General features: G+C 65.1%; 27 protein-coding genes. 15 read left to right on the forward strand and 12 right to left on the reverse strand.

Annotation, left to right across the window (positions count from 1 at the left end; genetic code table 11):
* Nucleotides 1-130: 130 nt before the first annotated feature.
* A complete protein-coding gene (locus tag A3E77_RS13245) occupies nucleotides 131-1,537 on the forward strand; it encodes a M20/M25/M40 family metallo-hydrolase (RefSeq protein ID WP_293646692.1) in 1,407 nt (468 codons plus the stop codon).
* Nucleotides 1,538-1,625: 88 nt separating this feature from the next.
* On the opposite strand, the gene A3E77_RS13250 is transcribed toward A3E77_RS13245, so the two are convergent.
* The 6 genes from A3E77_RS13250 to A3E77_RS13275 all read right to left on the reverse strand — a co-directional run bounded on the left by A3E77_RS13250 (nucleotide 1,626) and on the right by A3E77_RS13275 (nucleotide 5,389).
* Nucleotides 1,626-2,441: a ferredoxin--NADP reductase gene (locus A3E77_RS13250; RefSeq protein ID WP_293646694.1), complete on the reverse strand. Its 816-nt coding sequence runs from the start codon at nucleotides 2,439-2,441 to the stop codon at nucleotides 1,626-1,628.
* Nucleotides 2,441-2,722, reverse strand: coding sequence for a hypothetical protein (locus A3E77_RS13255; RefSeq protein ID WP_293646696.1), 282 nt, complete (start codon nucleotides 2,720-2,722; stop codon nucleotides 2,441-2,443). The genes A3E77_RS13250 and A3E77_RS13255 overlap by 1 nt, the downstream gene beginning before the upstream one ends.
* 466 nt (nucleotides 2,723-3,188) lie before the next feature.
* Nucleotides 3,189-3,650, reverse strand: a complete 462-nt coding sequence (locus tag A3E77_RS13260) for a Dps family protein (protein WP_293646698.1) — start codon at nucleotides 3,648-3,650, stop codon at nucleotides 3,189-3,191.
* Between the two features lie 114 nt (nucleotides 3,651-3,764).
* Nucleotides 3,765-4,331: a TMEM165/GDT1 family protein gene (locus A3E77_RS13265; protein ID WP_293646700.1), complete on the reverse strand. Its 567-nt coding sequence runs from the start codon at nucleotides 4,329-4,331 to the stop codon at nucleotides 3,765-3,767.
* A gap of 32 nt (nucleotides 4,332-4,363) precedes the next feature.
* A complete protein-coding gene (locus tag A3E77_RS13270; RefSeq protein WP_293646702.1) occupies nucleotides 4,364-4,693 on the reverse strand; it encodes a hypothetical protein in 330 nt (109 codons plus the stop codon).
* Between the two features lie 51 nt (nucleotides 4,694-4,744).
* Nucleotides 4,745-5,389: a GGDEF domain-containing protein gene (locus tag A3E77_RS13275; RefSeq protein WP_293646704.1), complete on the reverse strand. Its 645-nt coding sequence runs from the start codon at nucleotides 5,387-5,389 to the stop codon at nucleotides 4,745-4,747.
* A 235-nt stretch (nucleotides 5,390-5,624) separates the two neighbouring features.
* Between A3E77_RS13275 and purE the strand changes: the two genes are divergently transcribed.
* The 8 genes from purE to A3E77_RS13315 all read left to right on the forward strand — a co-directional run bounded on the left by purE (nucleotide 5,625) and on the right by A3E77_RS13315 (nucleotide 14,061).
* Nucleotides 5,625-6,122 (forward strand): 5-(carboxyamino)imidazole ribonucleotide mutase, encoded by a 498-nt coding sequence (purE, locus tag A3E77_RS13280; protein ID WP_293646706.1) that lies wholly within the window; start codon nucleotides 5,625-5,627, stop codon nucleotides 6,120-6,122.
* 5 nt (nucleotides 6,123-6,127) lie between these two features.
* A complete protein-coding gene (locus A3E77_RS13285) occupies nucleotides 6,128-7,201 on the forward strand; it encodes a 5-(carboxyamino)imidazole ribonucleotide synthase (protein WP_293646708.1) in 1,074 nt (357 codons plus the stop codon).
* Nucleotides 7,198-7,689, forward strand: coding sequence for a dihydrofolate reductase (locus tag A3E77_RS13290; protein WP_293646710.1), 492 nt, complete (start codon nucleotides 7,198-7,200; stop codon nucleotides 7,687-7,689). The genes A3E77_RS13285 and A3E77_RS13290 overlap by 4 nt, the downstream gene beginning before the upstream one ends.
* A gap of 4 nt (nucleotides 7,690-7,693) precedes the next feature.
* Complete coding sequence (locus A3E77_RS13295; protein ID WP_293646712.1) at nucleotides 7,694-8,896, forward strand: dipeptidase; 1,203 nt, start codon at nucleotides 7,694-7,696, stop codon at nucleotides 8,894-8,896.
* Between the two features lie 178 nt (nucleotides 8,897-9,074).
* A complete protein-coding gene (locus A3E77_RS13300; protein WP_293646714.1) occupies nucleotides 9,075-10,004 on the forward strand; it encodes a bifunctional riboflavin kinase/FAD synthetase in 930 nt (309 codons plus the stop codon).
* A gap of 89 nt (nucleotides 10,005-10,093) precedes the next feature.
* On the forward strand, nucleotides 10,094-13,096 hold the full coding sequence (gene ileS / locus A3E77_RS13305) for an isoleucine--tRNA ligase (RefSeq protein WP_293646716.1): 3,003 nt from the start codon (nucleotides 10,094-10,096) through the stop codon (nucleotides 13,094-13,096).
* Nucleotides 13,093-13,614 carry a signal peptidase II gene (lspA, locus tag A3E77_RS13310; RefSeq protein ID WP_293646718.1) on the forward strand — a complete coding sequence of 174 codons (522 nt, stop codon included), beginning with the start codon at nucleotides 13,093-13,095 and terminating at the stop codon, nucleotides 13,612-13,614. The genes ileS and lspA overlap by 4 nt, the downstream gene beginning before the upstream one ends.
* A gap of 27 nt (nucleotides 13,615-13,641) precedes the next feature.
* Complete coding sequence (locus A3E77_RS13315) at nucleotides 13,642-14,061, forward strand: DUF3035 domain-containing protein (RefSeq protein WP_293646720.1); 420 nt, start codon at nucleotides 13,642-13,644, stop codon at nucleotides 14,059-14,061.
* Nucleotides 14,062-14,121: 60 nt separating this feature from the next.
* Here the strand turns inward: A3E77_RS13315 and A3E77_RS13320 are convergent, their stop codons facing one another.
* The 4 genes from A3E77_RS13320 to A3E77_RS13335 all read right to left on the reverse strand — a co-directional run bounded on the left by A3E77_RS13320 (nucleotide 14,122) and on the right by A3E77_RS13335 (nucleotide 17,638).
* Nucleotides 14,122-14,787 carry a hypothetical protein gene (locus A3E77_RS13320; protein ID WP_293646722.1) on the reverse strand — a complete coding sequence of 222 codons (666 nt, stop codon included), beginning with the start codon at nucleotides 14,785-14,787 and terminating at the stop codon, nucleotides 14,122-14,124.
* A 67-nt stretch (nucleotides 14,788-14,854) separates the two neighbouring features.
* Entirely contained in the window at nucleotides 14,855-15,340 is a 486-nt protein-coding gene (locus A3E77_RS13325; protein ID WP_293646724.1) for a hypothetical protein, read from the reverse strand.
* A gap of 51 nt (nucleotides 15,341-15,391) precedes the next feature.
* Nucleotides 15,392-17,320, reverse strand: a complete 1,929-nt coding sequence (dxs, locus tag A3E77_RS13330; protein ID WP_293646726.1) for a 1-deoxy-D-xylulose-5-phosphate synthase — start codon at nucleotides 17,318-17,320, stop codon at nucleotides 15,392-15,394.
* Nucleotides 17,321-17,392: 72 nt separating this feature from the next.
* The gene (locus A3E77_RS13335; protein ID WP_293646728.1) at nucleotides 17,393-17,638 is read right to left on the reverse strand and encodes a hypothetical protein; all 246 of its coding nucleotides are present in this window, start codon (nucleotides 17,636-17,638) and stop codon (nucleotides 17,393-17,395) included.
* 171 nt (nucleotides 17,639-17,809) lie between these two features.
* On the opposite strand from A3E77_RS13335, the gene A3E77_RS13340 reads away from it, so the two are divergent.
* On the forward strand, nucleotides 17,810-18,844 hold the full coding sequence (locus A3E77_RS13340; protein WP_293646730.1) for a MipA/OmpV family protein: 1,035 nt from the start codon (nucleotides 17,810-17,812) through the stop codon (nucleotides 18,842-18,844).
* Nucleotides 18,845-18,876: 32 nt separating this feature from the next.
* Here A3E77_RS13340 and A3E77_RS13345 read toward each other — a convergent pair whose 3' ends face one another.
* Nucleotides 18,877-19,773, reverse strand: coding sequence for a LysR family transcriptional regulator (locus A3E77_RS13345; protein WP_293646732.1), 897 nt, complete (start codon nucleotides 19,771-19,773; stop codon nucleotides 18,877-18,879).
* Between the two features lie 137 nt (nucleotides 19,774-19,910).
* On the opposite strand from A3E77_RS13345, the gene A3E77_RS13350 reads away from it, so the two are divergent.
* Genes A3E77_RS13350 through A3E77_RS13365 form a run of 4 tightly spaced genes read left to right on the forward strand, consistent with a single transcriptional unit; the run spans nucleotide 19,911 to nucleotide 21,842 of the window.
* The gene (locus A3E77_RS13350) at nucleotides 19,911-20,561 is read left to right on the forward strand and encodes a pyridoxamine 5'-phosphate oxidase family protein (protein WP_293646734.1); all 651 of its coding nucleotides are present in this window, start codon (nucleotides 19,911-19,913) and stop codon (nucleotides 20,559-20,561) included.
* Nucleotides 20,558-21,166 carry a glutathione S-transferase family protein gene (locus A3E77_RS13355; RefSeq protein WP_293646736.1) on the forward strand — a complete coding sequence of 203 codons (609 nt, stop codon included), beginning with the start codon at nucleotides 20,558-20,560 and terminating at the stop codon, nucleotides 21,164-21,166. Before A3E77_RS13350 ends, A3E77_RS13355 begins: the two co-directional genes overlap by 4 nt.
* Nucleotides 21,166-21,387: a tautomerase family protein gene (locus A3E77_RS13360; RefSeq protein WP_293646738.1), complete on the forward strand. Its 222-nt coding sequence runs from the start codon at nucleotides 21,166-21,168 to the stop codon at nucleotides 21,385-21,387. The genes A3E77_RS13355 and A3E77_RS13360 overlap by 1 nt, the downstream gene beginning before the upstream one ends.
* Nucleotides 21,384-21,842: a DMT family transporter gene (locus A3E77_RS13365; protein ID WP_293646740.1), complete on the forward strand. Its 459-nt coding sequence runs from the start codon at nucleotides 21,384-21,386 to the stop codon at nucleotides 21,840-21,842. The genes A3E77_RS13360 and A3E77_RS13365 overlap by 4 nt, the downstream gene beginning before the upstream one ends.
* Nucleotides 21,843-21,885: 43 nt before the next feature.
* Here the strand turns inward: A3E77_RS13365 and A3E77_RS13370 are convergent, their stop codons facing one another.
* Nucleotides 21,886-23,220, reverse strand: a complete 1,335-nt coding sequence (locus A3E77_RS13370; protein WP_293646742.1) for an acyltransferase family protein — start codon at nucleotides 23,218-23,220, stop codon at nucleotides 21,886-21,888.
* 99 nt (nucleotides 23,221-23,319) lie between these two features.
* On the opposite strand from A3E77_RS13370, the gene parC reads away from it, so the two are divergent.
* Nucleotides 23,320-25,044, forward strand: a 1,725-nt coding sequence (parC, locus tag A3E77_RS13375) for a DNA topoisomerase IV subunit A (RefSeq protein ID WP_293646744.1), incomplete at its 3' end; no start/stop codon positions are given.

A 25,044-nucleotide genomic window follows, 5' to 3' on the forward strand; every position in this document is an offset into this window, starting at 1 on the left:
CGTCACGCTTGGTCCTCTCCCTTCGCCCCGATTGCGCGAAAGCCCGGCGCGACGCAAGAGGCGCGCGCATGGCGGGCTTGCGGCGGCCGCGCCTTTCTGCTCCGTTCAACCCCGGACAGGGGAGAAATCGATGACAAGACTGACCGCGCTGCTGACGTCCGCCATATTGTTTGCAACGCCCGCAATCGCCGCCGAGGCGGTCCCCCGTCCCGACCAGCTCGCCTTTCGCGAAATCTACAAGGAGCTGGTCGAAACGAACACGACGCTGTCGTCGGGGAGTTGCACCCTCGCGGCCGAGCGCATGGCGGCACGGTTGAAGGCGGCGGGATTAAAGGACGATCAGCTGACGCTGTTTGCCGTCCCTGACAAACCCAAAGAGGGCGGCCTCGTCGCCGTCTATCCCGGCACGTCGAAAACGGCGAAACCCATCCTGCTGATCGCGCACATCGACGTCGTCGAGGCGAAGCGCGAGGATTGGGAGCGCGACCCGTTCGTGATGGTCGAAGAAAATGGTTATTTTTACGGGCGCGGCACCGCCGATATCAAATCGCAGGCCGCGGTCTGGGTCGACACGTTGATCCGGTTTCAGCAACAGGGGTATAAACCCAGCCGCACCGTCAAGATGGCGCTGACCTGCGGCGAGGAAACCAACGGCGCGTTCAACGGCGTCGAATGGCTGGCGGCGAACGAGCGCGATCTGATCGACGCCGAATTTGCCCTCAACGAAGGCGGCGGCGGCGACAGCGATGGCAAGGGCAACGTCATCGGCCAGTCGGTGCAGGTCGGCGAAAAGACTTTCGCCAACTTCCGGCTGGAGACCAGAAACCCCGGCGGCCACAGCTCGGCGCCGGTGCCCGACAATGCCATCTATCAGCTCGCGCGCGCCGTAACCCGGGTCGAGGAGCATCGCTTTCCGACCGAGATGACCGACACGACCCGGCGGTTCTTCGCCGAAGCGGGCGCCGCACGCGGCGACGAAACGGGCAAGGCGATGGTCGCCCTCGCCAACAACATGGCCGACAAGACGGCCGAGGCGATCGTCAACAAGGACCCGTTCCTGCACAGCAACCTTCGCACGACCTGCGTCGCGACGCTGCTCGATGGCGGTCATGCCGCGAACGCGCTGCCACAGCGCGCGGGGGCGAATATCAATTGCCGTATCTTTCCGGGGCACAGCATCGAATCGATCAAGGCTGAACTGGCAAAGGTGATCGGCGACCCCGGCGTCGCTATCACCCAGCTGCCACCCAAGCGGCCCGCCCCGCCTGCCCCGCCGCTCGATCCAAAGATCATCGGGCCGATGCAGACGCTCGTCGACAAATATTGGCCGGGCCTGAAGGTCATCCCGTCGATGGCGAATGGCTATACCGACGCGACCTTCCTGGGCGCGGTGGGCATCCCGACCTATGGCATTCCCGGCATGTGGGGCGACCCCGACGGCAATGGCGCGCATGGCCTCAACGAACGCATGGAAGTGCGCTCGGTCTATGTCGGGCGCGATTATATGTTCGACCTGGTGAAAGCTTACGCCGACTGACATTCCTTCACCCTCGTTGGGAGAAGGATATCGAGCCTTGTCGCGAAGCGATGTCACGCTGCCTCCCCCGTCAAGGGGGAGGACAGGTTCAACCCACGAACGCCCGCTCGATCACGAAGTCGCCGGGCGCCGCGTTCGATCCTTCCGTGAAGCCCAGCGCCTCGAAGCGCGCCTCAAGGTCGCGGATCATCGCCATGCTGCCGCACATCATGATGCGGTCGGTCGCGGGGTCGAAATGCGCCGGGCCGGTCAGCGGGTGGCCGAACAGGCCCCCGCTTTCGATCAGCGCGTCGATGCGGCCTTCGGTGCGGAAGGGCTCGCGCGTCACCGTCGGCAGGTAATGAAATTGCAGCAGCGCCTGGTCCTGCACCAGCGGATCGCCCGCCAGCTGGCTTTCGAGCTCGTCGCGAAAGGCGAGGTCGCTGACCTGGCGCACGCAATGGACGAGCTGGATCTGGCTGAACCGTTCATAGATGTCGGGGTCGCGTGCCAGGCTGAGGAAGGGCGCAAGCCCGGTGCCGGTCGAGAGCAGGAACAACCGCTGCCCCGGCAGCAGCGCGTCGGCCACCAACGTCCCCGTCGGCTTGCGGCCCAGATAGACCGGATCGCCGGGCTGGATCTTCTGAAGCCGCGAGGTCAGCGGACCGTCGGGCACCTTGATCGACAGAAATTCCAGCTCGTCGGCATAAGCCGGGCTGGCGATCGAATAAGCGCGCAGCAGCGGGCGCCCTTCGCCTGGCAGGCCGATCATCACAAATTCGCCCGACCGGAACCGAAAGCTCGGCGGACGGGTGATGGTAAAGCTGAACAGATGCTCGTTCCAGTGGCGCACCGAACGCACTTCTTCGACCGTCAACGAGGCGGAGGGAGCCAGCTTAGCGGCTTCGGCAATACGGTCACTCATCACTTTGGACTTTCCTGATGCGTCATGGTGCCGGCCGCGAGGGCCGACATATCGAATCCCGCCGCGACCAGCCGGCGCGTCGCTGCGCCCATCGCTTTCGCGATCGGGCCGACGCTGTCGTCTTTGGCAAGCAAGGCCAGCGTCGCGCGGGCATTGGCGGCGTTCTCAAGCGAAAAGTCGCGCCAGAGTCCAAGCAGAATTGCTTCATCCTCTGAAATCTGGAGGCACGGCATCGGCGCCAGCAGCAGCGTTCGGGCCGCATCGCCGCCGAGCAGCGCCATCGCGATATGGAAGTCGGCCAGTGCGCCCGCCGCATTCACGGCGACGAATCCCCGATGCAGCCGTTGCGGCGGGCATTGCCCGCGTTCGGCAGCCGCAACCCAGCCGCGCATCGCCCAAAGCAGAAATCGCCCGCCATTGCAGAGGCTTTTCACCGGCCGGTCGACGAAGGCGTACATCAAATCCCTTTCCAGCACACGCCTCGATGCGGTGCTGGTGGGCTTATATGTTATTGCGAGTCATTTGCAATTTACATTTTGTAGGGATCATGTTGTCGGCCCTGGGCGCTGCATCACCGGTCAGCGATGGGACGCAGCCGCAAACCCACCCCACCGCGCGGCGATGGGGTGCGGGACCACCGCGAGCCGAGGGTGGCGGGGCGGTTCGTTCAACTCGCCGCCCCTCGGTCAGCGCTTTGGCGGGCGACCTCGCCATTGCTTCGCGACAGGGAGCGACCGGCCCCGTCGTTCAATATCCCAGCGTCGCCTCCAGAAACCAGATGCGCTGCTCGGTCTCATCGGCCCAACCGTCGACCAGCCCGCTTGTCGCGATGTCGCCATCGGCTTCGGCTGCGGCCTTCACATCCTTGAGCTGGCCGAGCAGCACCTTGTTATCGTCGGCAAGCGCGCGGATCATCGCTTCGGCCCCGACGTTCGCGTTGTCGTCATCGCGGATCGAGGCGCGGCGACTGATGTCGCCGATGGAGCGCAGCGTCTGCGCGCCATTTTTGCGTACCCGCTCGGCGATCAGGTCGGTGGTCGCGAAAATCTGCGCCGCCTGTTCGTCGAACAGAAGATGCAGTTCGCGAAACTGCGGTCCCTGGACGTGCCAGTGATAATTTTTTGTCTTGAGGTAGAGGGCAAAACTGTCGGCGAGCAACGCGTTGAGCGCGTCGGCTACGGCGGGAGCATTATCGGTGTTCTTGGACATGGGAGCATCCTTTCTTTGGTCCTCCCGATATAGCGGATGGGGCCGGTGCTTTCCCATTGAAGCTTTGGCTAAGCTTCATCGATAAAAACGATAAGACCTGATAAATATCGGCAACTAGCCGATCAGTCCGAAGGCACCGAGCGCCGTGCGGATTCCCCACAGCGCCAGGATAACGGCGCCGGACCAGCGGATGATCCGCGCCGTGCGTCGTTCGGCCAACGCCGGGCCAAAGGCAAGGAAGGGCAACATCGCCAGCGTCCAGCCGACCAGCCCACCCGCGGCGGCCCACTGCCCCGCGCCGCTCGTCGCGGCGAGCGCGCCGATCAGAAAATGGCTGCGATCGCCGAATTGCGCGGCGAGCATCCGCCCTGCCAGCAAAACCGGCGGCGCGTCGTCGGCCCCAACATCGGACAGGAACGTCACCCGCCACAGCAGCGCGGTCGCCGCCGACAGCAGCGCGAGCGCGACGAGCAATGCCGCCACCCCCTGCCCGATCATGCCATTCGCGATTGCGCCTGCGACAGCGGCGATCACCGCGTTGACGATGAAGGCACCGAACGCAATCGCCACGGTGACGCGCCGATCGCGGCGCGCGCTGATCAGCCGGGACAGCGCGATCCCGCTGCGCCCGTCGGCATTGGCGAGCAGCACGGCCACCAGCGCAAGCATGATTGCATCCATGGAATATCGTGTGGATTGTCAGCGCAGGGCGGTCAATGCCCCAGCCGCATCGCCACCGACGCCAGCCAAGCCTCGTGTGCGGCGGCAGGCAACGGCCCGCGCGGGGCGCTCGCAGCGTCGCTCATCGCATCGAGATAGGTCAGGATGGCGGCGCGATACCCACCCCCGGCAACCGCGGATTCCAGGCGGCTCGCCAGTGTCTCGACCGCGGCAAAGCCATTGTCGCGCGCGAGGCAGCGAATGTCGTCGATGCCCTGGACGATCTGCGCGAGCGCGCAGTGCGGCAAGGCTTCGGCCAGCGCGCCGATCTGGCCGGTAATCCGGTTCTGGATGTCGAGATATGGGTCGGTCTGGTTTCGCATCTTACCCCCCTGTCGTCAGGCGAAGGATGCGCTTTTTTGGTTAACGCCGCGTTAGCGGTGGCCGGGAAGGCCGCCCAGCCGCTGCTTGCTGCGATACATGTCGCGGTCGGCGGCCGCCAATATGTCGGATTCGGTCATCCCGGTCTGGAGCATGGCGATACCGAAACAGGCCGACAGCGCAATTTCATGCCCGTCATAATGCGCGGGTGCGGCGGTCAGCACGTTGCACAGCCGGGTGACCTGGGCCCGCGCGCCGTCTTCGCTCGACTGGTCCAGGATCAGGCCGAATTCGTCGCCGCCGATGCGCGCCGCGACGTCGGTGGCGCGGATCGACGCGGCGAGCCGCTTGGCGATTTCCAGCAGCGCAAAATCCCCCGCCGCATGACCAAAGCTGTCGTTGATATATTTGAGCTGGTTGACGTCGACAAAGACCACCGCGGCGCGTTCGGCGTGGCGTTCAAAGCGGGCCATGCGGTGATGGATCGCGGTCAGGAAATAGCGGCGGTTGAACAAGGGCGTCAGCGTATCGCGCTCGGATACGCGTTCAAGCTCGGCGACGGCGATCTTCAATACGCGGTTTTCGCGGCGCAACGCGTCGCGTTCCCGGCGTATGTCACGCAGCTGGTCCTCGATGGAGTCAACGGATACGGCGCCGAACTGGTCGACTGCGATCCGTGCCCCCCCTACGCTATCCATGCCTAGTCCCCGGCGCGCCCTACCCTCCCTCGGCCGAGCGCCGACGGATCTAAGTGCGGCAACCCTAGCCGCGACTTGATACCAATCGGTAAACGCGATCGACATCAATTGTTCGGCGGCTCTCCGTTCCTTGCCAGCAGCCCCCCAAACGCGATCTCGATGCTTCCATCTCGACAAGACAGGCTCTAGTGGGAGGGCGGCGGCGATTCATCGCGGCCCGCAGGAGGGATGGGTGATGGGCGAGAACGCGCCGCAAGTCGGGGTCATCATGGGCAGCCAGTCGGACTGGCCGACCATGGCGCACGCGGTCCAGATCCTCGAACAATTGGGCATCGCGCACGACGTCCAGATCGTGTCGGCGCACCGCACCCCGGATCGCCTCGTCGATTATGCGAAAAGCGCCGCCGAACGCGGGTTGAAAGCCATCATCGCGGGCGCGGGCGGCGCCGCGCACCTGCCCGGCATGGTCGCGTCGATGACGCGCATCCCGGTGCTCGGGGTGCCCGTCCAGTCGGCGGCGCTCAGCGGCGTCGACAGCCTCTATTCGATCGTCCAGATGCCCGGCGGCATTCCGGTCGCGACCTTCGCGATCGGCAAGGCGGGCGCGACCAACGCCGGCCTGTTCGCCGCCGCGCTGCTCGCCACCTGCGACCCCGATCTGGCGCAAAAACTAGACGCGTGGCGCGAAACGCAGACGAACAGCGTCGCCCCCGTCCCGGTTCGCGAGGGCTGACCGCCTTGCTGCCACCCGGTTCGACAATCGGCATCCTCGGCGGCGGCCAGCTTGGCCGGATGCTTGGCCTCGCGGCAGCGCAGCTCGGCTACAAGGTTCATGTCTATGCCCCCGACGCGACAAGCGTCGCGGCCGAGGTGACGGCCCACCACAGCCAGGCTGCATGGGACGACGAGCCGCGTCTCGCCGCCTTTGCCGCGACGTGCGACGTCGTCACCTTTGAATTTGAAAATGTGCCGGTCGATACCGTGCGCTTCCTGTCGGGGCATGTCGCGGTGCGACCGGGCGCCCGCGGCCTTGAAATCGCGCAGGACCGCCTCGCCGAAAAAAGTTTTGTTGCCGGGCTGGGCGGTCGGCCTGCTCCCTTTGCTGCGGTGCCCGACCGCGCTGCGCTCGACACCGCGCTCGCAGAAATCGGGACCCCGGCGATCCTCAAGACGGTGCGCATGGGCTATGACGGCAAGGGACAGGCGCGCCTCACCGCCGCCGCCGCCGCCGACGCCGCGTGGGATGGCATCGACCGCCGTGCCGCGGTGCTCGAAGGCTTTGTCACCTTCGACCATGAATTTTCGGTGCTGCTGGTCCGCGGCATCGACGGCGAAGTCCGTTTCTGGGACTCGCCCGTCAATGTCCACCACGGCGGCATCCTCGCCACATCGACCCTGCCGCCGCCGCAAGCCGTGCTCGAGCAGCAGGACGAAGCGCGCGCACTGATGGCAAAGATTGCCGACGCACTTGACTATGTCGGCGTCCTCACCGGCGAATTCTTCGCCACCGCAGACGGCCCCGTCTTCAACGAGATGGCGCCGCGCGTCCACAACAGCGGCCATTGGACGATCGAAGGCGCGGTGGTCAGCCAGTTTGAAAATCACATTCGCGCCGTCGCCGGCCTGCCGCTGGGCAGCACCGCGACCGCGGCGCTGCCGGTTGTCATGCACAACCTCATCGGCGGCGGGATCGAAACCGTGCCGGACCTGCTCGCCGACCCCGCGTGCCACGTCCATCATTATGGCAAGGCCGAGGTCCGCGACGGCCGCAAGCTGGGCCATGCCACCTGGGTCGGAGCCAGCCCCGCATGAACCATCCCGAAATCACTTTGGTCCTTGCGCGCGCCGCCAATGGCGTGATCGGCGCAGGTGGCAAGATGCCCTGGCACCTCCCCGCCGACCTCCGCCGCTTCAAGCAGATCACGATGGGGCGCCCGATGATCATGGGACGCAAGACCTTCGACAGCCTGCCCGCGGTGCTCGAAGGCCGCCGCCATATCGTCCTGACGCGCGATCCCGACTGGCAGGACGAAGGCGCCGAACCCGTGGCGACGATTGAAGAGGCGTTGAAGCTTGCCAACGCGCCGCATGTGATGGTGATCGGCGGCGCCGAAATCTATCGCCTCTTCCTGCCGCTCGCCGACCGTATTGAGCTGACCGAAGTCGCGCTGGAACCTGCGGGCGACGCGATCATCGACTATCCGCTCACCGCCGACTGGCACGAGGCCGCGCGCGAGGATCATCCCGCCGACGATGCCGGCCGCCCGGCTTACAGCTTCGTCACGCTCACAAGGAAATAGGCCGATGCGTCGCTGGGTTTTCAGCATCCTCATCCTGCTGGCGCTCGCCGCGGCGGCCTTCTTCACCCTCGCGCCCGGCCTGATCGAAAGGGACCTCAACAAGATCGACGGCAAGCCGCTGCCGCAGGTCAGCGCCCGCGCACAGGCGCTGCACCGGACGCTGACGATCGTCGACCTCCACAGCGACAGCCTGCTCTGGAAGCGCAGCATCCTCGATCGCGCCGACCGCGGCCATATGGACCTTCCCCGGCTCGAGGACGGAAACGTCGCCCTGCAAATCCTCGCGAGCACGACCAAATCGCCCAAAGGCCAGAATTACGACGCCAATGGCGCCGACACCGACAATATCACCAGCCTCGTGATCGCCCAGCTCCAGCCGGTGCGGACTTGGAACTCGCTGCTCGAACGCTCTTTGTGGCATGCTGAAAAGCTGCACCGCGCGGTGGCGGCTTCGGACGGCAAGCTCACCGGAGTGACCCGTCCCGAAGAGATCGACGTACTCCTGCTGGAACGGTCCGCCGCGAAGCCTGCGCTGGACCGAACGCCGGCGCCAGTCGGCGCGTTGCTCAGCCTTGAAGGCCTGCACCCGCTCGAAGGCAAGCTCGCTAACCTCGACAAGCTCTACGCCGCGGGCTTCCGCATGGCGGGCCTCACCCATTTCTTCGACAATGATCTGGCGGGATCGATGCACGGCCTGAAAAAGGGCGGGCTCACACCCACCGGCCGGCAGGTCGTCGAGGCGATGGAAGCCAAGGGCATGATCGTCGACATTGCGCATTGCTCCAGCGCCTGCGTCGCCGACATCCTCAAAATGGCGCGCCGCCCCGTCGTCTCCAGCCACGGCGGGGTGCAGGCGACGTGCAAGGTCAACCGCAACCTCAGTGACGAGCAGATCCGGGGCGTCGCCGCGACCGGCGGCCTGATCGGCATCGGCTATTGGGACGCCGCGGTCTGCGACACCTCGCCCGCCAGCATCGCCAAGGCGATGACGCATGTCCGCGACCTCGTCGGTATCGAGCATGTCGCGCTCGGCAGCGATTATGACGGCGCCACCACGGTGCGCTTCGACACGTCGAAGCTGGTGCAGGTGACGCAGGCACTGATCGACGCGGGCTTTTCCGACGACGAAATCCGCGCCGCGATGGGCGGCAACGCGATCCGTGTGCTGAAAGCGGGGCTGGTCCCGCTCACGCCACCCACGCCATGATGTTGAACCGCCTTTCTTTGAAAGATCCAGTTCCCCCGCGAAGGCGGGGGTCCATCTCCGACCGATGTGAGTTGGAGCCGGTCAGAGATGGGTCCCCGCCTTCGCGGGGACACACCCATGCATTGCCCTCAAGCCAAACTCTTAACGCGCGCAAAAAGGCGTGGAACGAGGTGGTCCCATGATCCGCCTCGACGGCCACGCCCGCATCCCCGATGGCCTGCGCGGCGGCGTGATCGCGCTCGGCAATTTCGACGGCTTCCACGCCGGGCACCAGGCGGTGGTCGGCCGCGCCGTCCGCCATGCGCGCGACGAGGGCCGCCCCGCGATCGTCGCGACCTTCGACCCGCATCCGGTGCGCTTTTTCAAACCGGACCTTCCGCCCTTCCGCCTGACCACGCTCGACCAGCGGCAGGAATTGTTCGCCGACGCGGGCGCCGACGCGATGCTCGTGCTGCCGTTCGACGGGGCGCTCGCGGGGACGACGGCGGAGGATTTCATCACCGGGCTGTTGCTCGATCGCTACGGCGCCGCGGGGGTCGTCACCGGCGCCGATTTCGTCTTTGGCAAGGGCCGCGGCGGCAACGTCGTCACCCTCGCCGACCATGCCCGCCGCCTCGGCTTCTTCACCGAAATGGTCGCCCCCGTCGACGATGCCGAGGAGGTGGTCTCGTCAAGCCGCGTCCGCCAAGCCTTGCAGGCGGGTGACTGCGCCGCCGCGACGCGCCTGCTCACCCGCCCTTTCACCGTGCGCAATATCGTCCAGCACGGCGACAAGAACGGCCGCCTCCTGGGCTTCCCGACCGCGAACCTCGAAATGGGGCAATATCTGCGCCCGCTTTACGGCATCTATGCCGTCACCGGACGGCTTCCCGACGGTCGCGTGCTCAAGGGCGCGGCAAACCTCGGCATCCGCCCCAGCTTCGACCCACCCAAGGAACTGCTCGAACCGCATTTCTTCGACTTTGCCGAAGATCTTTACGGCCAGGAAATCGACATCGCCTTCCACGCCTTCATCCGGCCCGAGGCGAAATATGACGGCATGGACGCGCTGATGGCGCAGATCGCGGTCGATTGCGACCGGGCGCGGCAACTATTGGCCGATGTCTGAAACGTTCCCCGGCGAAAGCCGGGGTCCAGCGGCACGGCGCGACATTCCTATGGTTTGCTCCCACGCGAATCTGCGCTAAGCGCCCGCCCATGACCGACACGCCCGCCCCCGCCGAACAGCGCGACTACCGCGACACCGTCTTCCTGCCCAAGACCGACTTCCCGATGAAGGCCGGCCTGCCGCAGAAGGAGCCGCTGATTCTTGCCAAATGGCTCGAAGGCAATCTCGAGGGGCAGATTCGCGCCAGCCGCAAAGGCCGCGAGCAGTTCATCCTCCACGACGGCCCGCCCTATGCCAATGGTGACATGCACATCGGCCATGCGCTCAACCATATCCTCAAGGACATGGTCGTCCGCACCCAGACGCTGAAGGGCAAGGACGCGCCTTACGTCCCCGGCTGGGACTGCCACGGTCTGCCCATCGAGTGGAAGGTCGAAGAGCAGTATCGCAAGAAAAAGCTGAACAAGGACGAGGTTCCGGTCGAGGAATTCCGCGCCGAATGCCGCGCCTATGCGCAGCATTGGGTCGACACCCAGCGCGAACAGCTCAAGCGCCTCGGCATCGGCGGCGACTGGGACCATCCGTATCTGACGATGGATTATGAGGCCGAGGCCACCATCGTCCGCGAACTGCTGAAATTCGCCGCCAACGACATGCTCTATCGCGGCGCCAAGCCGGTGATGTGGTCGCCGGTCGAAAAGACCGCGCTCGCCGAGGCCGAGATCGAATATGAGGACATCGTCTCGACCCAGATCGATGTCGCGTTCGAGGTGACCAAAGGCAATGGCGCGGTCGTCCCCGGACAAAAGCTGTTGATCTGGACCACCACGCCCTGGACCATCCCGGTCAATCAGGCCGTCGCGTACAATCCCGACCTGCAATACATCCTGATCGATTACAGCTGGACCGATGACACCGGCGCCACGCAGCGCGTAGATTTCTTCGTCGCGCGCGACCTCGCCGCTTCGGTCATGCAGCGCCTGGGCGAGCTCTCCGGAACCAGCGGCAAATGGAATGTCGGCGCCGGTCTCTATCGCGGCTCGGACTTTGCCGGGGTCGAGCTTCGCCACCCGATGCACCATCTCGGCGGCTTCTTCGCGCGCCCGCGCCCGATGCTGGCCGGTGACTTTGTCACCGCCGACAGCGGCACCGGCTTCGTCCATATGTCGCCCGACCATGGCGAGGACGACTTCGACCTGTGCAAGGCGAACGGCATCGACCCCGTGTTCGCGGTCGAAGGCGACGGCAAATATCGCGAAGACTGGGGCTGGCTCGGCGGCCAAGGCTCGGTCATCAACCCCAAGTTCAACGCCCCCGACGGCCCGATCTGCACCGACCTGCGCGACGCCGGTGGCCTCCTCGCGGCGTCGGCCGACTATAAGCACAGCTATCCGCACAGCTGGCGCTCGAAGGCCAAGGTCATCTATCGCTGCACCCCGCAATGGTTCGTGCCGATGGACCGGGTGATGACGCATATCGAGCCCAAGGCGCCGCGCGAGCAGCGTTGGGAAAGCGAAGGCGGCGCGATCAACCCCGCCGAGGAGGATCTGTGCGCCGCGCCGACGCTGCGGCAGGCCGCGATGCACGCGATCGACCGCACCCGCTTCGTCCCCGAAAAGGGCCGCAACCGCATCGGATCGATGGTCAAGGACCGCCCCGACTGGGTGCTGTCGCGCCAGCGCGCTTGGGGTGTGCCGATCACCCTCTTCATCGATCGCAAGACCGGGCAGTATCTCAACGACCCGGCCGTCAACGACCGCATCGTCGCGGCAGTGAAGGCGGGCGGCGTCGACGCATGGAGCGACGCGCGCGCGCAGGAATATCTCGGCGACGCCTATGACGCCGCCGATTACGAACGCATCGTCGACATTCTCGACGTCTGGTTCGATTCGGGCTGCACCCACGCCTTCGTGCTCGAAAGCGGTAAATGGCCCGCGCTCGTCCGCCACGACGGCGGCACCCACAGCGCCGACCTCTATCTCGAAGGCAGCGACCAGCATCGCGGCTGGTTCCAGTCGTCGTTGCTCGAAAGCTGCGGTACGCGCGGACAGGCGCCGTACAAGGCGGTGCTGACGCACGGCTTCACGATGGATTCCAAGGGCTTCAAAATGTCGAAGTCGCTCGGCAACACGATCAGCCCGATCGACCTGATGCGCGACTATGGCGCCGACATCCTCCGCCTGTGGGCGCTGTCGGTCGACTTCACCGAAGACCACCGCATCGGCAAGGAAATCCTGACGGGCGTCGCCGACCAGTATCGCAAGCTGCGCAACACCTTCCGCTATCTGCTCGGCGCGCTTGACGGGTTCAGCGAGGACGAACGCATCACTGACGTTTCGGCGATGCCCGAGCTGGAGCGTTACATGCTCAGCCTGCTCGCCGACCTCGACGCCAAGCTCGCGCGCGCGGTCGATGATTTCGATTACAACAGCTACACCCGCCTGCTCGCCGATTTCTGCAACGAGGATCTGTCGGCCTTCTATTTCGATATCCGCAAGGACGTCCTCTACTGCGACCTCGGCCCCGCCGCCCCGCTCGGCACCGACACCCGCCGCGCGTACCGCAGCGTGCTCGACATCCTGTTCCACGCCCTCGTCCGCTACGCGGCGCCGGTGCTGGTGTTCACCAGCGAAGAGGTGTGGGGCACGCGCTATCCCGATGCGGGTTCGGTTCACCTCCTCGAATGGCCCAATCTCGAAACCTTGCTGCACCCCGGCGAAGGCCGGGGTCCATCGCCTGCCGGTTCAACCTCGAACCCACCGGAGATGGGTCCCGGCCTTCGCGGGGATAAGGTGCTGACCGACAAATGGACCCTCATCCGCGAAACTCGTGCGCTCGTCACCGAACGCATCGAACCGCTGCGGCGCGAGAAGATCATCCGCTCCAGCCTCGAAGCCGAAGTCTGGCTCCCCAACGAAGCCGGCGATGTCGATTTCGAGGAAATCTTCATCACCTCGACCGTCCATCAAGGCGAGTGGGACGTAAAGCGCACCGAAAACCACAAATGCGGCCGCTGCTGGCGCCACCTCCCCGAAGTCGTCGAGGACGGCGCCTTGTGCAATCGCTGCGACACGGTATTGACCGCGGCATGAGCAGCACCCGTTCCCCGCACCTGCGCTTTGGCCTGATCTTTGCGGCCCTCGCCTTCATCCTCGACCAGGTCACCAAATGGGTCATCACGGTGCCGCTGTCGCTCGAACCCAAGGGACAGATTGAGGTCGTGTCCTTCTTCAACCTGACCTGGGCCGAAAATTGCGGCATTTCGCTGTCGATGTTCGCCAGCTGCACCGACACGACGCGCTGGACGCTCGTCGCGGTGACGGGGCTGGTCGCCGCTGCGGTCGCCATCTGGATGACGCGCGAACAGGCGAAGGGCGACGTGATCGCGCTCGCGATGATCCTCGGCGGCGCGCTCGGCAACATCGTCGACCGCGTCCGTTTCGGCTATGTGGTCGACTTTGCCGACCTGCATTTCGGCGATTTCCGCCCCTTCATGATCTTCAACGTCGCCGATGCGTGCATCACGCTCGGCGTGCTTTTGCTGGTTGCGCGCGCGCTGCTCTTGGGCGAAAAGGCGGCAACCACGGACGGCAAGCCGTCTGCCGAATAAACGGGGCGTATAGGAGTATATTGCAAAGTGAACCGGACCACCGCCATCCTGGCCGCCTCGATGATTGCCACGACCCTGTCGGCCTGCGGGTCGAACAGCCTGTTCAGCCGCGACCGCCCCGACGAAATGATGGTGTCGCGTCAGGCACCGCTCGTCGTGCCGCCCGATTATGCGCTGACTCCGCCCGCGCCCGGCACCGCGCGTCCCGGCGGCGAATCGACCGCCGAACAGACGCTGCGCGCGCTTTTCGGTGGCCCGTCGGCGCGTAGCCCCGGCGAAACGCAGATCATCGGCAGCGCCGACGGTGCCCGCGCCGACCCCGGCATCCGCAGCCAGGTCGGCAGCCCCGACACGCAGGTCGTCGACAAGGGCCTCGTCGTCCGTGACATCCTCGCCGCCCCCGAAGGCGACGGCCGCGACGCGCAGGCGGCGATCCCCGGCGCCTGATCCCGCGCTATCGATATCGAAACACGGCCCGGCAGCCCCGGGCCGTTTTCTGTTGCGCGATCAGCGGAAAAGCTGCGACACGATTGTGAACAGCAACAGCGCCTCGACCATCGCGCGCGAGGCATGACCGGCAGCTCGCCAATAGCCGGTGCGCAAATGGTGCGCGAACCACAAGATCTGCAAGGTGCCGAACCACAGCAGCGCAAAGATCAACAGCGCCAACCCCGCCACCGCCCAGACGCCGTCCATCCGCATCAGGATCGAGGCGCCGCTGACCATCATGGCGAAGGGCGCGGTGACATAGCATTGGCTGTAAAAGGGCGGCTTGAGCGGCGCGCGGTCGAGCTTCACATGCCGCGCGCGCACCATCCGCGCCGCCATGATCAGCGGGAAAATGCTGAAAAACGCCACGCGCACCAATATCAGGCTGCTGTCATCGCTGACAAAGGCGCTCAGCCCGGTCTTCCCCGTGATCAGCTCGTCCTGCCCGACGATCGACAGTTCGGCGGCATGGGTCAGTGCCACGGTCAGCAGCAGGAACAGCGGCGGTGACAGCGTATCGGTATATTGCCGCGCCGCCGGATCGCCGAGTTCGGTTTCCGAATAGGTCATCATCGTCAGCGGCTTGGTCAGCGTCCGCCACAAGGTGACCGGATAAAAGATCAGCCACGACATGATCTCATAGAGCAGCTCGTCGAGCGATTGGATGAGTTTCAGGAAATCCATTGGCCCGCCCCCTTTGTCGCAATTCCACTCGGCGATCAGCGAAAGTCCGCAAAGCGGTTGGCGCTACTTACAATCCTGCCCCGCGGAGCCCCGTGCCAATCCCTATCCACGCCAAGCCAAATAGTCCGGCGAAAAGGGCCGTCAACAACGATATCGACGCGATCTCGATCAATTGCCAAGCGCGCCAGCGCTTGACCCTACGCATCCGCCGGCGTCCGGCGACAAAGAGCGCTGCAACGCCAACAACGCCCGCAAGCATCACCGGCAAGCGAAACGCTCCCGCCCAGCCCAGGATCGGGTCGAGAAATTGATAAGCAGCCAAATGATCAAGCAACAGCATCGCGACGGCCGCTAGAGGCCCGTAGAGAAGCGCCAAGACGGTCATGCAACCCTTCATGTTGCCGCCCTGTCGGTCAAAACTTGCGGTTACAATAACGACCAGCAGCGCGAACAAAATGAACTGCGCCACCGGGACGAGGTCACGTTGCAGCGAAAAAAGAAACTGGGGCCCGCCAAACAGCGTCACGGCCGCGATGCCCAGCCAAAGAAGCATGGTCGTCGATCGTCTCACGGGAGCGAACCGCTCTCGATCACTTCGCCCCGCTCAAGCCCGCGCGCCCGCTTCCTCGACCCCGGCGCTATTGTGGCGCAGCGCTTTCAGCACGCAATCGACGATCTGCGGCGCGTTCAGCCCCGCTTCGTCATATTGCAGTTCGGGCTTGTTCTGGTCCTGAAAAACGTCGGGCAGGCGCATCGTGCGCAGCTTCAGCCCCGCGTCGATCAGCCCCTCGTCGCTCGCGAGCGTCAGCACATGCGCGCCCAGCCCGCCAACGCTATTCTCCTCGATCGTCACGCAGACTTCATGCCCCGCGAGCGTCTTGCGGATCAGTTCCTCGTCGAGCGGTTTGGCGAAGCGCAGGTCGATCACGCTCGTCGACAGCCCGCGCGCCTCCAGCGTGTCGGCAGCTTTCAACGCCTCGGCGAGCCGTGTGCCCAGCGACAGGATCGCGACCGTCTTGCCGCTCCTCACGACGCGCCCCTTGCCGATCTCCAGCTTCTGGGGAACGTCGGGCAACGCCACCCCGGTGCCATTGCCGCGCGGGTAGCGGAACGCGATCGGTCCATCGTCATATTCGGCGGCGGTGTAAGTCATATGGACCAGTTCGGCCTCGTCGGCCGCCGCCATCACGACAAAATTGGGCAGCGTCGCCAGGTAAGTGACGTCGAACGATCCCGCATGGGTCGATCCGTCCGCACCGACCAGCCCGGCGCGGTCGATCGCGAACCGCACCGGCAAATTCTGGATCGCCACGTCATGGACGACCTGGTCGTAAGCGCGCTGAAGGAAGGTCGAATAGATGGCGCAGAACGGCCGCATCCCCTGCGCCGCCAATCCCGCGGCAAAGGTCACCGCATGTTGTTCGGCGATCCCGACGTCGAAGCTGCGCGTCGGGTGCGCCTTGGCAAAACGGTCGACCCCGGTTCCCGACGGCATCGCCGCGGTGATCGCGACGATGCGTGGGTCGGTGTCGGCCAGCTTCGCAAGCGTCTCGCCGAACACATTCTGATACGCGGGCGGGCCGGGCGGCGCCTTGGCCTGTTCGCCGGTGATGACGTCGAATTTCTGGACGCCATGATATTTGTCGGCGGCGGCCTCGGCGGGGGCATAGCCCTTGCCCTTCACGGTGACGGCATGGATCAGCACCGGACCATGGTCGCTGTCGCGCACATTTTCGAGCACAGGGATCAGATGCTCCAGATTATGCCCGTCGATCGGTCCGACATAATAAAAGCCGAGTTCCTCGAACAATGTCCCGCCCATCGCCATGCCGCGCGCATATTCGTCGGTCTTTTTTGCCGCCTTGTGCAGCGGTTCGGGCAATTTGCGCGCGACACGCCGCGCGATTTCGCGCAGTTCGATGAAGGGCCGCGACGATACCAGCTTGGCAAGATACGCCGACAATCCGCCCACCGGGGGCGCGATCGACATGTCATTGTCGTTCAAAATGACGATCAGCCGGTTGCCCGCCGCGGCGGCATTGTTCATCGCCTCATAGGCCATGCCCGCCGACATCGACCCGTCGCCGATCACCGCGATCGCGCGCCCGGGCTCGCCGGTCAGCTTGTTTGCGATCGCGAAACCCAGTGCGGCACTGATCGAGGTCGAGCTGTGCGCGGCGCCGAACGGATCATATTCGCTTTCGCTGCGCTTGGTGAAGCCCGACAGCCCGCCGCCGGTGCGCAGCGTGCGGATGCGGTCGCGGCGTCCGGTGATGATCTTGTGCGGATAACATTGATGGCCGACGTCCCACACAATCTTGTCGCGCGGGGTATCGAACACATAATGGAGCGCGGTCGTCAGCTCGACGACGCCGAGTCCCGACCCCAGATGCCCGCCCGTCGTGCCGACGGCAGAGATCATTTCGGTGCGCAGTTCGTCGGCAAACTGGCGGAGGTCTTCGGGCTTCAGCTTGCGGAGGTCGGCGGGGACATCCACCGTGTCGAGCAGCGGTGTTGACGGACGATCGGTCATCGCGCCGTCATACTGGTAACCGCATGGGGTGTCGAACGAAAAGGCGATCCGCCGGTCAGCAGCGCGCGCACCTCAATCGCCGTCATCGCCCTGCGCATCGCCGTCGCCCGCGGTCCGTGCCGCGTCGACCTGCGCATAGAGGCCGCGCACCATCATGTCGGTGAACACCAGCATGACCCCCACCATGCCAAGGAACAGCGCGACCGCGACGGCGGGCAGCGGACCGACGCTGGCGACGCCGTCTTTCTTCATCAGAACCGCAACAATCGCTGCCGCGGCCATCAGCGCATAGCCGATCAGGCGGGGCACCCGGCTCATCGCGCGGAACCAATGGCGCAGCGGGGGAATATGAAAGCGGCGACGGCGCGTTGGTGCATGAAAGACACATGCGGCCAAATGCAGCCGTCGGCAAGACGAAGCCGTTGCAATGGCGGGTCAATCACTTACACCCCCGATCAGAGGGGCAAGACAACAAGGATACGGACATTCATGCCCGATTATTTGATTTTGTTCCGTACCGCCCGTTTGCGTTCGATCCCTGCGCTCGCCCTGATTGCCGGCGCCTTCGCCGTCCCGGCCGCCGCCGCCGAAGAGGAGGCGACGCTGCCCTATGATCTCGCCGGCAATGCGGGCGCGGCGCTGGCGCCGCAGCTGGAACCGGGAACCGAAGACTCGTCTGTCCATTATCTCCAGAACAGCGACATCGACGAAAATATCATCCTGCCCCCCGCGCGGCCGCAGGACGACGATCCCGATCGCAAATGGTCACGCGATTATTTCGCGGTTGCTGCGGGGGTGCTCAACAACCCCAAATATAATGGGTCCGACGATCGCCGGACGCTGCCCGCCTTTTATTTTCGCGGCCGCGTAAGCGGCTTTTCCTTTTCGACGCGTGGCACCAATTTCCAGATCGACCTGATCCGCCAGCGCCGCGGGCAAAGGACCGATTTCAAGCTCGGCCCGACGATCAGCCTGCGCGGCGACCGCACCGGAAAGATCGACGATCCCCAGGTCGCGGCGCTCGGCAAGCGCAAGGTGGCAGTCGAAATGGGGCTCTTCGCCGGTGTCACCCGCACCGGCGTGATCACCAGCCAATATGACCAGCTGGGCGTTCGCCTGTCGGCGTCCAAGGATATTTCGGGCCGCCACGGCAGCTGGACCGCTTCGCCCACGATCGACTACGGCACCCCTCTGTCAAAGCGTGCCTATCTGGGCGTGTCGGCGTCGGTCAATTTCTATGGCAAAGGCTTCGGCCGCTATTATTACGACATCGACGCCGCCGACAGCGCGGCGAGCGGCCTGCCGGTCTATGACGCCGCCGGACGCAAGGCGACCGCGGGGAAATATACGCTCGGCGTCGCGGGCGCCTACGCCCTGTCGGGCGATCTTCGCAAGGGATTCACGCTGATCGGCGGTGCGCAATATGGCCGCATCACCTCGCGCTTCGCAAAATCCCCGATCGTCGCCGACGTCGGCAGCGCCGACCAGTGGGTCTTCGGCGGCGGGCTCGCCTATCAGTTCTGAGCGGTTGCGGCCAACGGCGGACGCGCGCCGCATCACCAATTCGCCAGTCCCGCCATCCGTAATCTTATCTTCATCGCGTCGATAAACAGCCGTACCGCGGGCAATCCCGCGCGCGACGGTTCAAACAGCAGGTGCACCGGCAACGCGGGTGGCTGCTCCTCCGCCAACAGCGAGATCAATCGCCCCGCATCGACGGCCTCAGCGAGCTGGTAGCTCAGCAAATTGGCGATCCCCAGCCCCGCTTCGGCCGCGGCGAGCACCCCGTCGACGGTGTTGATGACAAGCCGCGGCGGCGCGTCGAGCCGCCACCGTCGGCGCGCGAACTGCCATTCGTTCGCCCAGCGCGGCCCCATCGTTCCAATCAGATCATGCCCCGCCAGGTCGGCGATCGTCGTCGGCGCACCGCGCCGGGCCAGATAGGCCGGGCTGGCGACGAGCATCTGCCGCACCGCGCCGATTCGCACCGCCGTCAGTGCCGAATCGGCCAGCGGGCCGATGCGCACCGCGGCATCAATCCCTTCCTCGACGATGCGGACATTGCGGTCGATCAGCATCATCCTGACGGTCAGCTCACGGTGCTGCGCCATCAAATCGCCGACGACGGGCAGCACATGCAATCGTCCGAACATCACCGGGGCGGTCAGGTGAAGCTGGCCCCGCGGTTCGGCCGCCGCCCCGCGCAGTTCGCGCTCGGCACCCGCCAGTTCGGCAAGGATGCGCCGCGCTTGGTCGAGGAAGGCCGCCCCGGCGTCGGTCAGCGCGACCGCGCGCGTCGAACGATGGAACAGGCTGATGCCGAGCCGTGCTTCGAGCGCAGCGATGCCGCGCGTCACTGCGGGCGGCGAGCTGCCCAGCTTGCGCGCCGCCGCCGCGAAACCGCCCTCGCTCGCCACCGCGACGAACATCTCCAGCGTCAGCAAACGATCCATAATTATTCCATTTTTCGGAATTAACTTGTTCGGTATTCCCTTATTATCATCAAAATCGCAACGGCCTATCTCTGCATTGCGGGTGGAGACCTCGCCCCTCCCGGCCCTCACCCGCCCCTTTCGCAAAGGTCCACCCGATGGCGCAGAATTACCGGCACACGATGTTCAACGATGCGGTGAAGGCGCTCCAGCTTCGCCACGGCTCGCGGGCCTCCTATGCGAAGCTCGACGCGGGCGCCGATGGCACCCCCGATGCGCTGACGGCGAAGGAACTCGATTATATCGCCCTCCGCGACAGCTTTTACATGGCGAGCGTCAACGCCGATGGCTGGCCTTATATGCAGCATCGCGGCGGCCCGGCGGGTTTCCTGCGCCACATTGCCGGCAATCGCATCGGCTTCGCCGATTATCGCGGCAACCGGCAATATATCAGCACCGCCAACCTCGCGGACAACGATCGAGTCTCGCTGTTCCTGATGGACTATCCGAACCGCGACCGGCTGAAACTCGTCGGCCATGCGGTGAGTGTCGAACTTGCCGACGATCCCGCCGCGGTCACCGCGCTGATGCCCGAAGGATATCGCGCGACCCCCGAGCGCGCCTTTTTCATCGACGTCATCGGCTGGGAATGGAATTGCTCGCAGCATATTACCCCGCGCTTTACCGAGGCGGAGATTTCCGCCGCGGTCCGCCCGATGGCAGCTGAAATCAACCAGCTGCGTGCCGAAGTCGCGGCGCTTCGCGCTCGACCGGACCAGCCGAAAAACAGCGAAGGAAACCGACGATGATCCGCCTCTATGCTTCTGAAATGTCGGGTAACGCGCACAAGGTGCGGATGGCGCTCGCCTTCCTTGGCTTCGCTTGGGACGAACGGGCGACCGACGCCGCGGCCCGGCAAAGCGACGCGTTTCGCGCGATCAACCCAATGGCGCAGATACCCGCCTATGTCGAAGACGATTTTGTCTTGCGCGACAGTCAGGCGATTCTTGCCTTTCTGGCCGCGCGGCATCGCCCCGGCGAATGGGACGGGCACTCGCCGGAAGAGCGCGGCGCGATCATGGTCTGGTTGTCGCATTCGGCGAACGAGATTTTCAACGGCCCCGCACTGCTGCGCGCCGAACGGCTGTTCGGCTGGTCGGTCGATACCGCGCGCGCGCAGGCCGTGACCGACCGCATCCTGCCAATTGTCGAGGCGCATCTGGCCGCGCGCGACTGGCTGGTCGGCGACCGGCTCACCATCGCCGACCTGGCCGCCAGCCCCTATCTTGCGCTTGCCCCCGACGGCGGGATCGACCTTGAACAATGGCCCGCGATCCGCGACTGGACACGGCGGATCGCGGCGCTGCCCGATTTCCCTGCCATGCCGGGCTGGCCGGCCGAAGGAGGCGCATGATGCCCTATGTCAATATCCGCATCACCCGCGAAGGCGCGACGGCGGAACAGAAAGCCGCGCTGATCGGCGGCGTTACCGAATTGCTTCACAATGTGCTGGGCAAAAATCCGGCGACGACCGTGGTCAATATCGACGAGGTCGATCTGGAAAATTGGGGCATCGGCGGGCTGCCCGTCCTCGACTATCGTGCCGCGCAACCCGTGAAGGAGCCCGAACGATGACCGCGAACAACGCCGCCCCCGCTTTTGCCACGATCATGTTCCTGACCGGCGTCGGCATCCCCATCCTCGCCGCCCTGAACGGTGGCCTCGGCGCTCGCCTCGGCGCTCCGATGGCGGCGTCGATGATCCTCTTCGGCCTTGCTTTCCTGATCGCGGCGGCGGGCGCCTTGATGACGGGGTCGGTCGGCCAGATTCGCTTCACCTCGGACATTCCCGCCCACTTTTATTTCGGCGGGCTGTTTGTCGCTTTTTACGTGATCGCGGTAACCTTTATCGCACCTAAATTCGGGGTCGGTAACGCGATCTTCTTCGTCCTCGTCGGCCAGTTGATCAGCGCCGCGACGATCGACCATTTCGGCCTGTTCGGCGCGCTGCGTTCGGCGATCGACCTGAAACGCGTCGCGGGGATCGCGCTGATGGTCGCCGGCGTCTACCTTGCACGGCGGACGGGCTAGGGCCAGGCCCCAAGGACGGCGAGAATATCCTCGTCTGGCGCGGTCACGCACGCGTCAGCCGGTGGACGGGGCCGAACTGCGCGATCGCGGCGCCGACGAAGGGCAAGGCGACAAGCCACAGGCGCACTCCCGTCACGCCCAGCGGACTCGCGATGCTGATCGCCGCGGTGGCGCCAAGGCCTGCGCAGATCAGCAGCAGCCCGACAATCAGGCGCCAGTGCGGCACCTCCCGGTCGCTGCCACTCGCGCGTTCGTGGCGCGCAAAGAGCATGATCAGCGGCAACAGCGCAGCGATATACAGCGCGAACCAGACCGGCCGCGCAAGCCACCACGCCGCCGTGCCGGGCTGCACGTCCAATCCGATTCCGCCGAGCAGCCACGCCGCGACCATCACCAGCACAAAGGCGGTGAGGTGCCAGAGGTAGATCGTCATAATCATGCCGTTGACAAGCACGACGGCGGTCCAGACGCGGATATTGTCCAGCATCCGTCGTCCCGCCGGCTCGAGGGCGAGCGCAAAGCCCGCCTGCGCGATACCGAGCGCGAGCAGCGCGAGCGTCGGCGGCATCGAATTACTGAGGCCAGCCCCCGGCACCCCGATCATGGCGACCGGATACGGCCCAAGGCCGACAAGCAGACCGAGCGCGGCCAGTCCGCCCAGCCCCCACAAAAACGCCGTGCGCGGCGGCAGACGCCCCTCGCTCCACGCGAAACCGAGCTGGTGGATCGCCAGCCAGACGAATGCAAAATTGAGGAAATTCACATAGGGGATGCCAAAACGCAGCGCCGCGACGTCGATCGCCGCCGCGCCTGCGACCAGCGTCCAGAAGGACGCGAAACCCCAGCGCGTCCACGCCTTCCAGGTCAGCGGCACTACCGCCGCGACCATCAGATAGACCGACAGGAACCACACTGGAATCAGCGCCAGCTGCGCCGCCATGGCAACCACCCCACGCTCGACTCCCGCCAGCGTGCCGAACATCGCGACCAGCGTCCAGATCAGGAACAAGGGCAGCACCGGGTTGATCAGCCGCTGGAGCCGCCCGCTGTACCAGCCCTGGTAAGAGCCGCCCTTGCGCAACGTCGCTGCCCACGACATGCCGTTGGAGAAGCCGCCGACGAGGAAGAACAGAGGCATGACCTGGAACCCCCAGGTCAGCCACTGTGTCCATGGCAATATGCCAAGCAGATGCCCGCCCTCGACCGCGCCGTCCTTCATATAGGGCGCCGCGACCAGCCAGTGGCCGATCACAACCGCCAGGATCGACAGCGCGCGCAGGAAATCGACATAGCGATTGCGTTCGGGCGGTGCCTGCTCGGCCATCTCCCTGGCTCGCGACCAGATGCTTTTGCGAACGACGCCAGTGGTTTCGTTCAAAATATCGCCCCTCCCCGGATGGAAACCCCAAGCTAGTGTCGCGCCGCGTCAACGCAAGCCTTTGCCTTGGCGCGCCAGCCTTGCTATCGGCTCTGCGCAATGGCGACAACCAACGACGATCTTCCTCCCTCCGAACCCGTCCCCGGCATGATCGATACCCCGTTCGACAGCGCGCTGTCCGAACGCTACCTCGTCTACGCGCTGTCGACGATTACCGCGCGTTCGCTGCCCGACCTGCGCGACGGGTTGAAGCCCGTGCACCGCCGCCTGCTGTGGGCGATGCGCGCGATGCGGCTCGATCCGTCGCAGGGTTACAAGAAATCGGCGCGCGTTGTCGGCGACGTCATCGGCAAATTCCACCCGCACGGCGATGTCGCGGTCTATGACGCGATGGTCCGGCTCGCGCAGGACTTCTCGCTGCGCTACCCGCTCGTCGACGGCCAGGGCAATTTCGGCAATATCGATGGCGATAACGCCGCTGCGTACCGCTATACCGAGGCGCGGCTGACCCGCGTCGCCGTCGACCTGATGCAGGGACTCGACGAAGGCACCGTCGATTTCAAGCCGACCTATAATGGCGAGGATGAAGAGCCCGAAATCATGCCGGGGCTGTTCCCCAACCTGCTCGCCAACGGCGCGAGCGGGATCGCGGTGGGCATGGCGACGAACATCCCGCCGCACAATGCCGCCGAGGTGATCGACGCGGCGCTGGTGCTGATCGAAAACCCGCGCGCCGAACTGTCCGAACTGCTCGAACATGTCAAAGGCCCCGATTTCCCGACCGGCGGCATCGTCGTCGACAGCCCGGAGACGATCGCCCACGCTTATGAAACCGGCCGCGGCGGCTTTCGCGTCCGCGCGCGCTTCTCCACCGGCCGACTGGAGGGTGGCAGCTGGGAGGAAGGCGGCATCGAAAAGCTGCCCGGCGGCACCTGGCAGCTCGTCATCAGCGAAATCCCCTATGGCGTCGCCAAGGGAAAGCTGATCGAACAGATCGCCCAGCTGATCGCCGACAAGAAATTGCCGATCCTCGAGGATGTCCGCGACGAAAGCGCCGAGGATTTGCGCATCGTCCTCGAACCCAAGAGCCGCAACGTCGATCCCGATGTGCTGAAAGACAGCCTCTACCGCCTGACCGACCTCGAAAGCCGCTTCGCGCTGAACCTCAACGTGCTCGATGCGACGCGCACGCCGAAGGTGATGGGGCTGCACCAGCTGCTCACCGAATGGCTCACGCACCAGATCGTCGTGCTCGTCCGCCGCGCGCAGCATCGGATCGCCAAGATCGACGACCGGCTCGAACTGGTCGCAGGCTATATCATCGCGTTCCTCAACCTCGACCGGATCATCGAGATTATCCGCACCGAAGATGAGCCGAAGCCCGTGATGATCGCCGAATTCATCCTGACCGACCGCCAGGCCGAGGCGATCCTGAACATGCGCCTGCGCTCGCTCCGCAAGCTCGAGGAAATGGAGCTGAAGCGCGAGCAGGCCGACCTCACCGCCGAACGCGAGGAGCTTGCCAAACTGGTGGAAAGCCCGGCGCGGCAGAAGACGCGGCTGCGCAAAGACCTCGAAAAACTGCGCGCGGTCTATGGGCTCGAAACCCTGCTCGGCGCCCGCCGCACGACGATCGCCGAAGCCGCGCCGACGCGCGAAATCCCGCTCGACGCGATGATCGAGAAGGAGCCGGTGACCGTCATCCTGTCGAAACGCGGCTGGATCCGTGCCCAGCGCGGCCATGTCGCAGAAGGCCAGTGGGCCGAATTCAAGTTCAAGGAAGGCGACGAACTGCTGTTCGCCGCGCACGCCCAGACGACCGAC

Origin of the sequence: Sphingopyxis sp. RIFCSPHIGHO2_12_FULL_65_19, from assembly GCF_001830555.1 — a bacterium.
Taxonomy (GTDB): Bacteria; Pseudomonadota; Alphaproteobacteria; order Sphingomonadales; family Sphingomonadaceae; genus Sphingopyxis.

Coding starts and splice junctions, on each gene's coding strand:
- purE (WP_293646706.1), top strand. CDS start 5,625: ATGGGCGAGAACGCGCCGCAAGTCGGGGTCATCATGGGCAGCCAGTCG.
- ileS (WP_293646716.1), top strand. CDS start 10,094: ATGACCGACACGCCCGCCCCCGCCGAACAGCGCGACTACCGCGACACC.
- lspA (WP_293646718.1), top strand. CDS start 13,093: ATGAGCAGCACCCGTTCCCCGCACCTGCGCTTTGGCCTGATCTTTGCG.
- A3E77_RS13265 (WP_293646700.1), bottom strand. CDS start 4,331: ATGGATGCAATCATGCTTGCGCTGGTGGCCGTGCTGCTCGCCAATGCC.
- A3E77_RS13250 (WP_293646694.1), bottom strand. CDS start 2,441: ATGAGTGACCGTATTGCCGAAGCCGCTAAGCTGGCTCCCTCCGCCTCG.
- A3E77_RS13260 (WP_293646698.1), bottom strand. CDS start 3,650: ATGTCCAAGAACACCGATAATGCTCCCGCCGTAGCCGACGCGCTCAAC.
- A3E77_RS13275 (WP_293646704.1), bottom strand. CDS start 5,389: ATGGATAGCGTAGGGGGGGCACGGATCGCAGTCGACCAGTTCGGCGCC.
- dxs (WP_293646726.1), bottom strand. CDS start 17,320: ATGACCGATCGTCCGTCAACACCGCTGCTCGACACGGTGGATGTCCCC.
- A3E77_RS13320 (WP_293646722.1), bottom strand. CDS start 14,787: ATGGATTTCCTGAAACTCATCCAATCGCTCGACGAGCTGCTCTATGAG.
- A3E77_RS13355 (WP_293646736.1), top strand. CDS start 20,558: ATGATCCGCCTCTATGCTTCTGAAATGTCGGGTAACGCGCACAAGGTG.
- A3E77_RS13350 (WP_293646734.1), top strand. CDS start 19,911: ATGGCGCAGAATTACCGGCACACGATGTTCAACGATGCGGTGAAGGCG.
- A3E77_RS13365 (WP_293646740.1), top strand. CDS start 21,384: ATGACCGCGAACAACGCCGCCCCCGCTTTTGCCACGATCATGTTCCTG.
- A3E77_RS13360 (WP_293646738.1), top strand. CDS start 21,166: ATGCCCTATGTCAATATCCGCATCACCCGCGAAGGCGCGACGGCGGAA.
- A3E77_RS13335 (WP_293646728.1), bottom strand. CDS start 17,638: ATGAGCCGGGTGCCCCGCCTGATCGGCTATGCGCTGATGGCCGCGGCA.
- A3E77_RS13345 (WP_293646732.1), bottom strand. CDS start 19,773: ATGGATCGTTTGCTGACGCTGGAGATGTTCGTCGCGGTGGCGAGCGAG.
- A3E77_RS13290 (WP_293646710.1), top strand. CDS start 7,198: ATGAACCATCCCGAAATCACTTTGGTCCTTGCGCGCGCCGCCAATGGC.
- A3E77_RS13325 (WP_293646724.1), bottom strand. CDS start 15,340: ATGCTTCTTTGGCTGGGCATCGCGGCCGTGACGCTGTTTGGCGGGCCC.
- A3E77_RS13300 (WP_293646714.1), top strand. CDS start 9,075: ATGATCCGCCTCGACGGCCACGCCCGCATCCCCGATGGCCTGCGCGGC.
- A3E77_RS13295 (WP_293646712.1), top strand. CDS start 7,694: ATGCGTCGCTGGGTTTTCAGCATCCTCATCCTGCTGGCGCTCGCCGCG.
- A3E77_RS13270 (WP_293646702.1), bottom strand. CDS start 4,693: ATGCGAAACCAGACCGACCCATATCTCGACATCCAGAACCGGATTACC.
- A3E77_RS13340 (WP_293646730.1), top strand. CDS start 17,810: ATGCCCGATTATTTGATTTTGTTCCGTACCGCCCGTTTGCGTTCGATC.
- A3E77_RS13245 (WP_293646692.1), top strand. CDS start 131: ATGACAAGACTGACCGCGCTGCTGACGTCCGCCATATTGTTTGCAACG.
- A3E77_RS13255 (WP_293646696.1), bottom strand. CDS start 2,722: ATGGCGCTGCTCGGCGGCGATGCGGCCCGAACGCTGCTGCTGGCGCCG.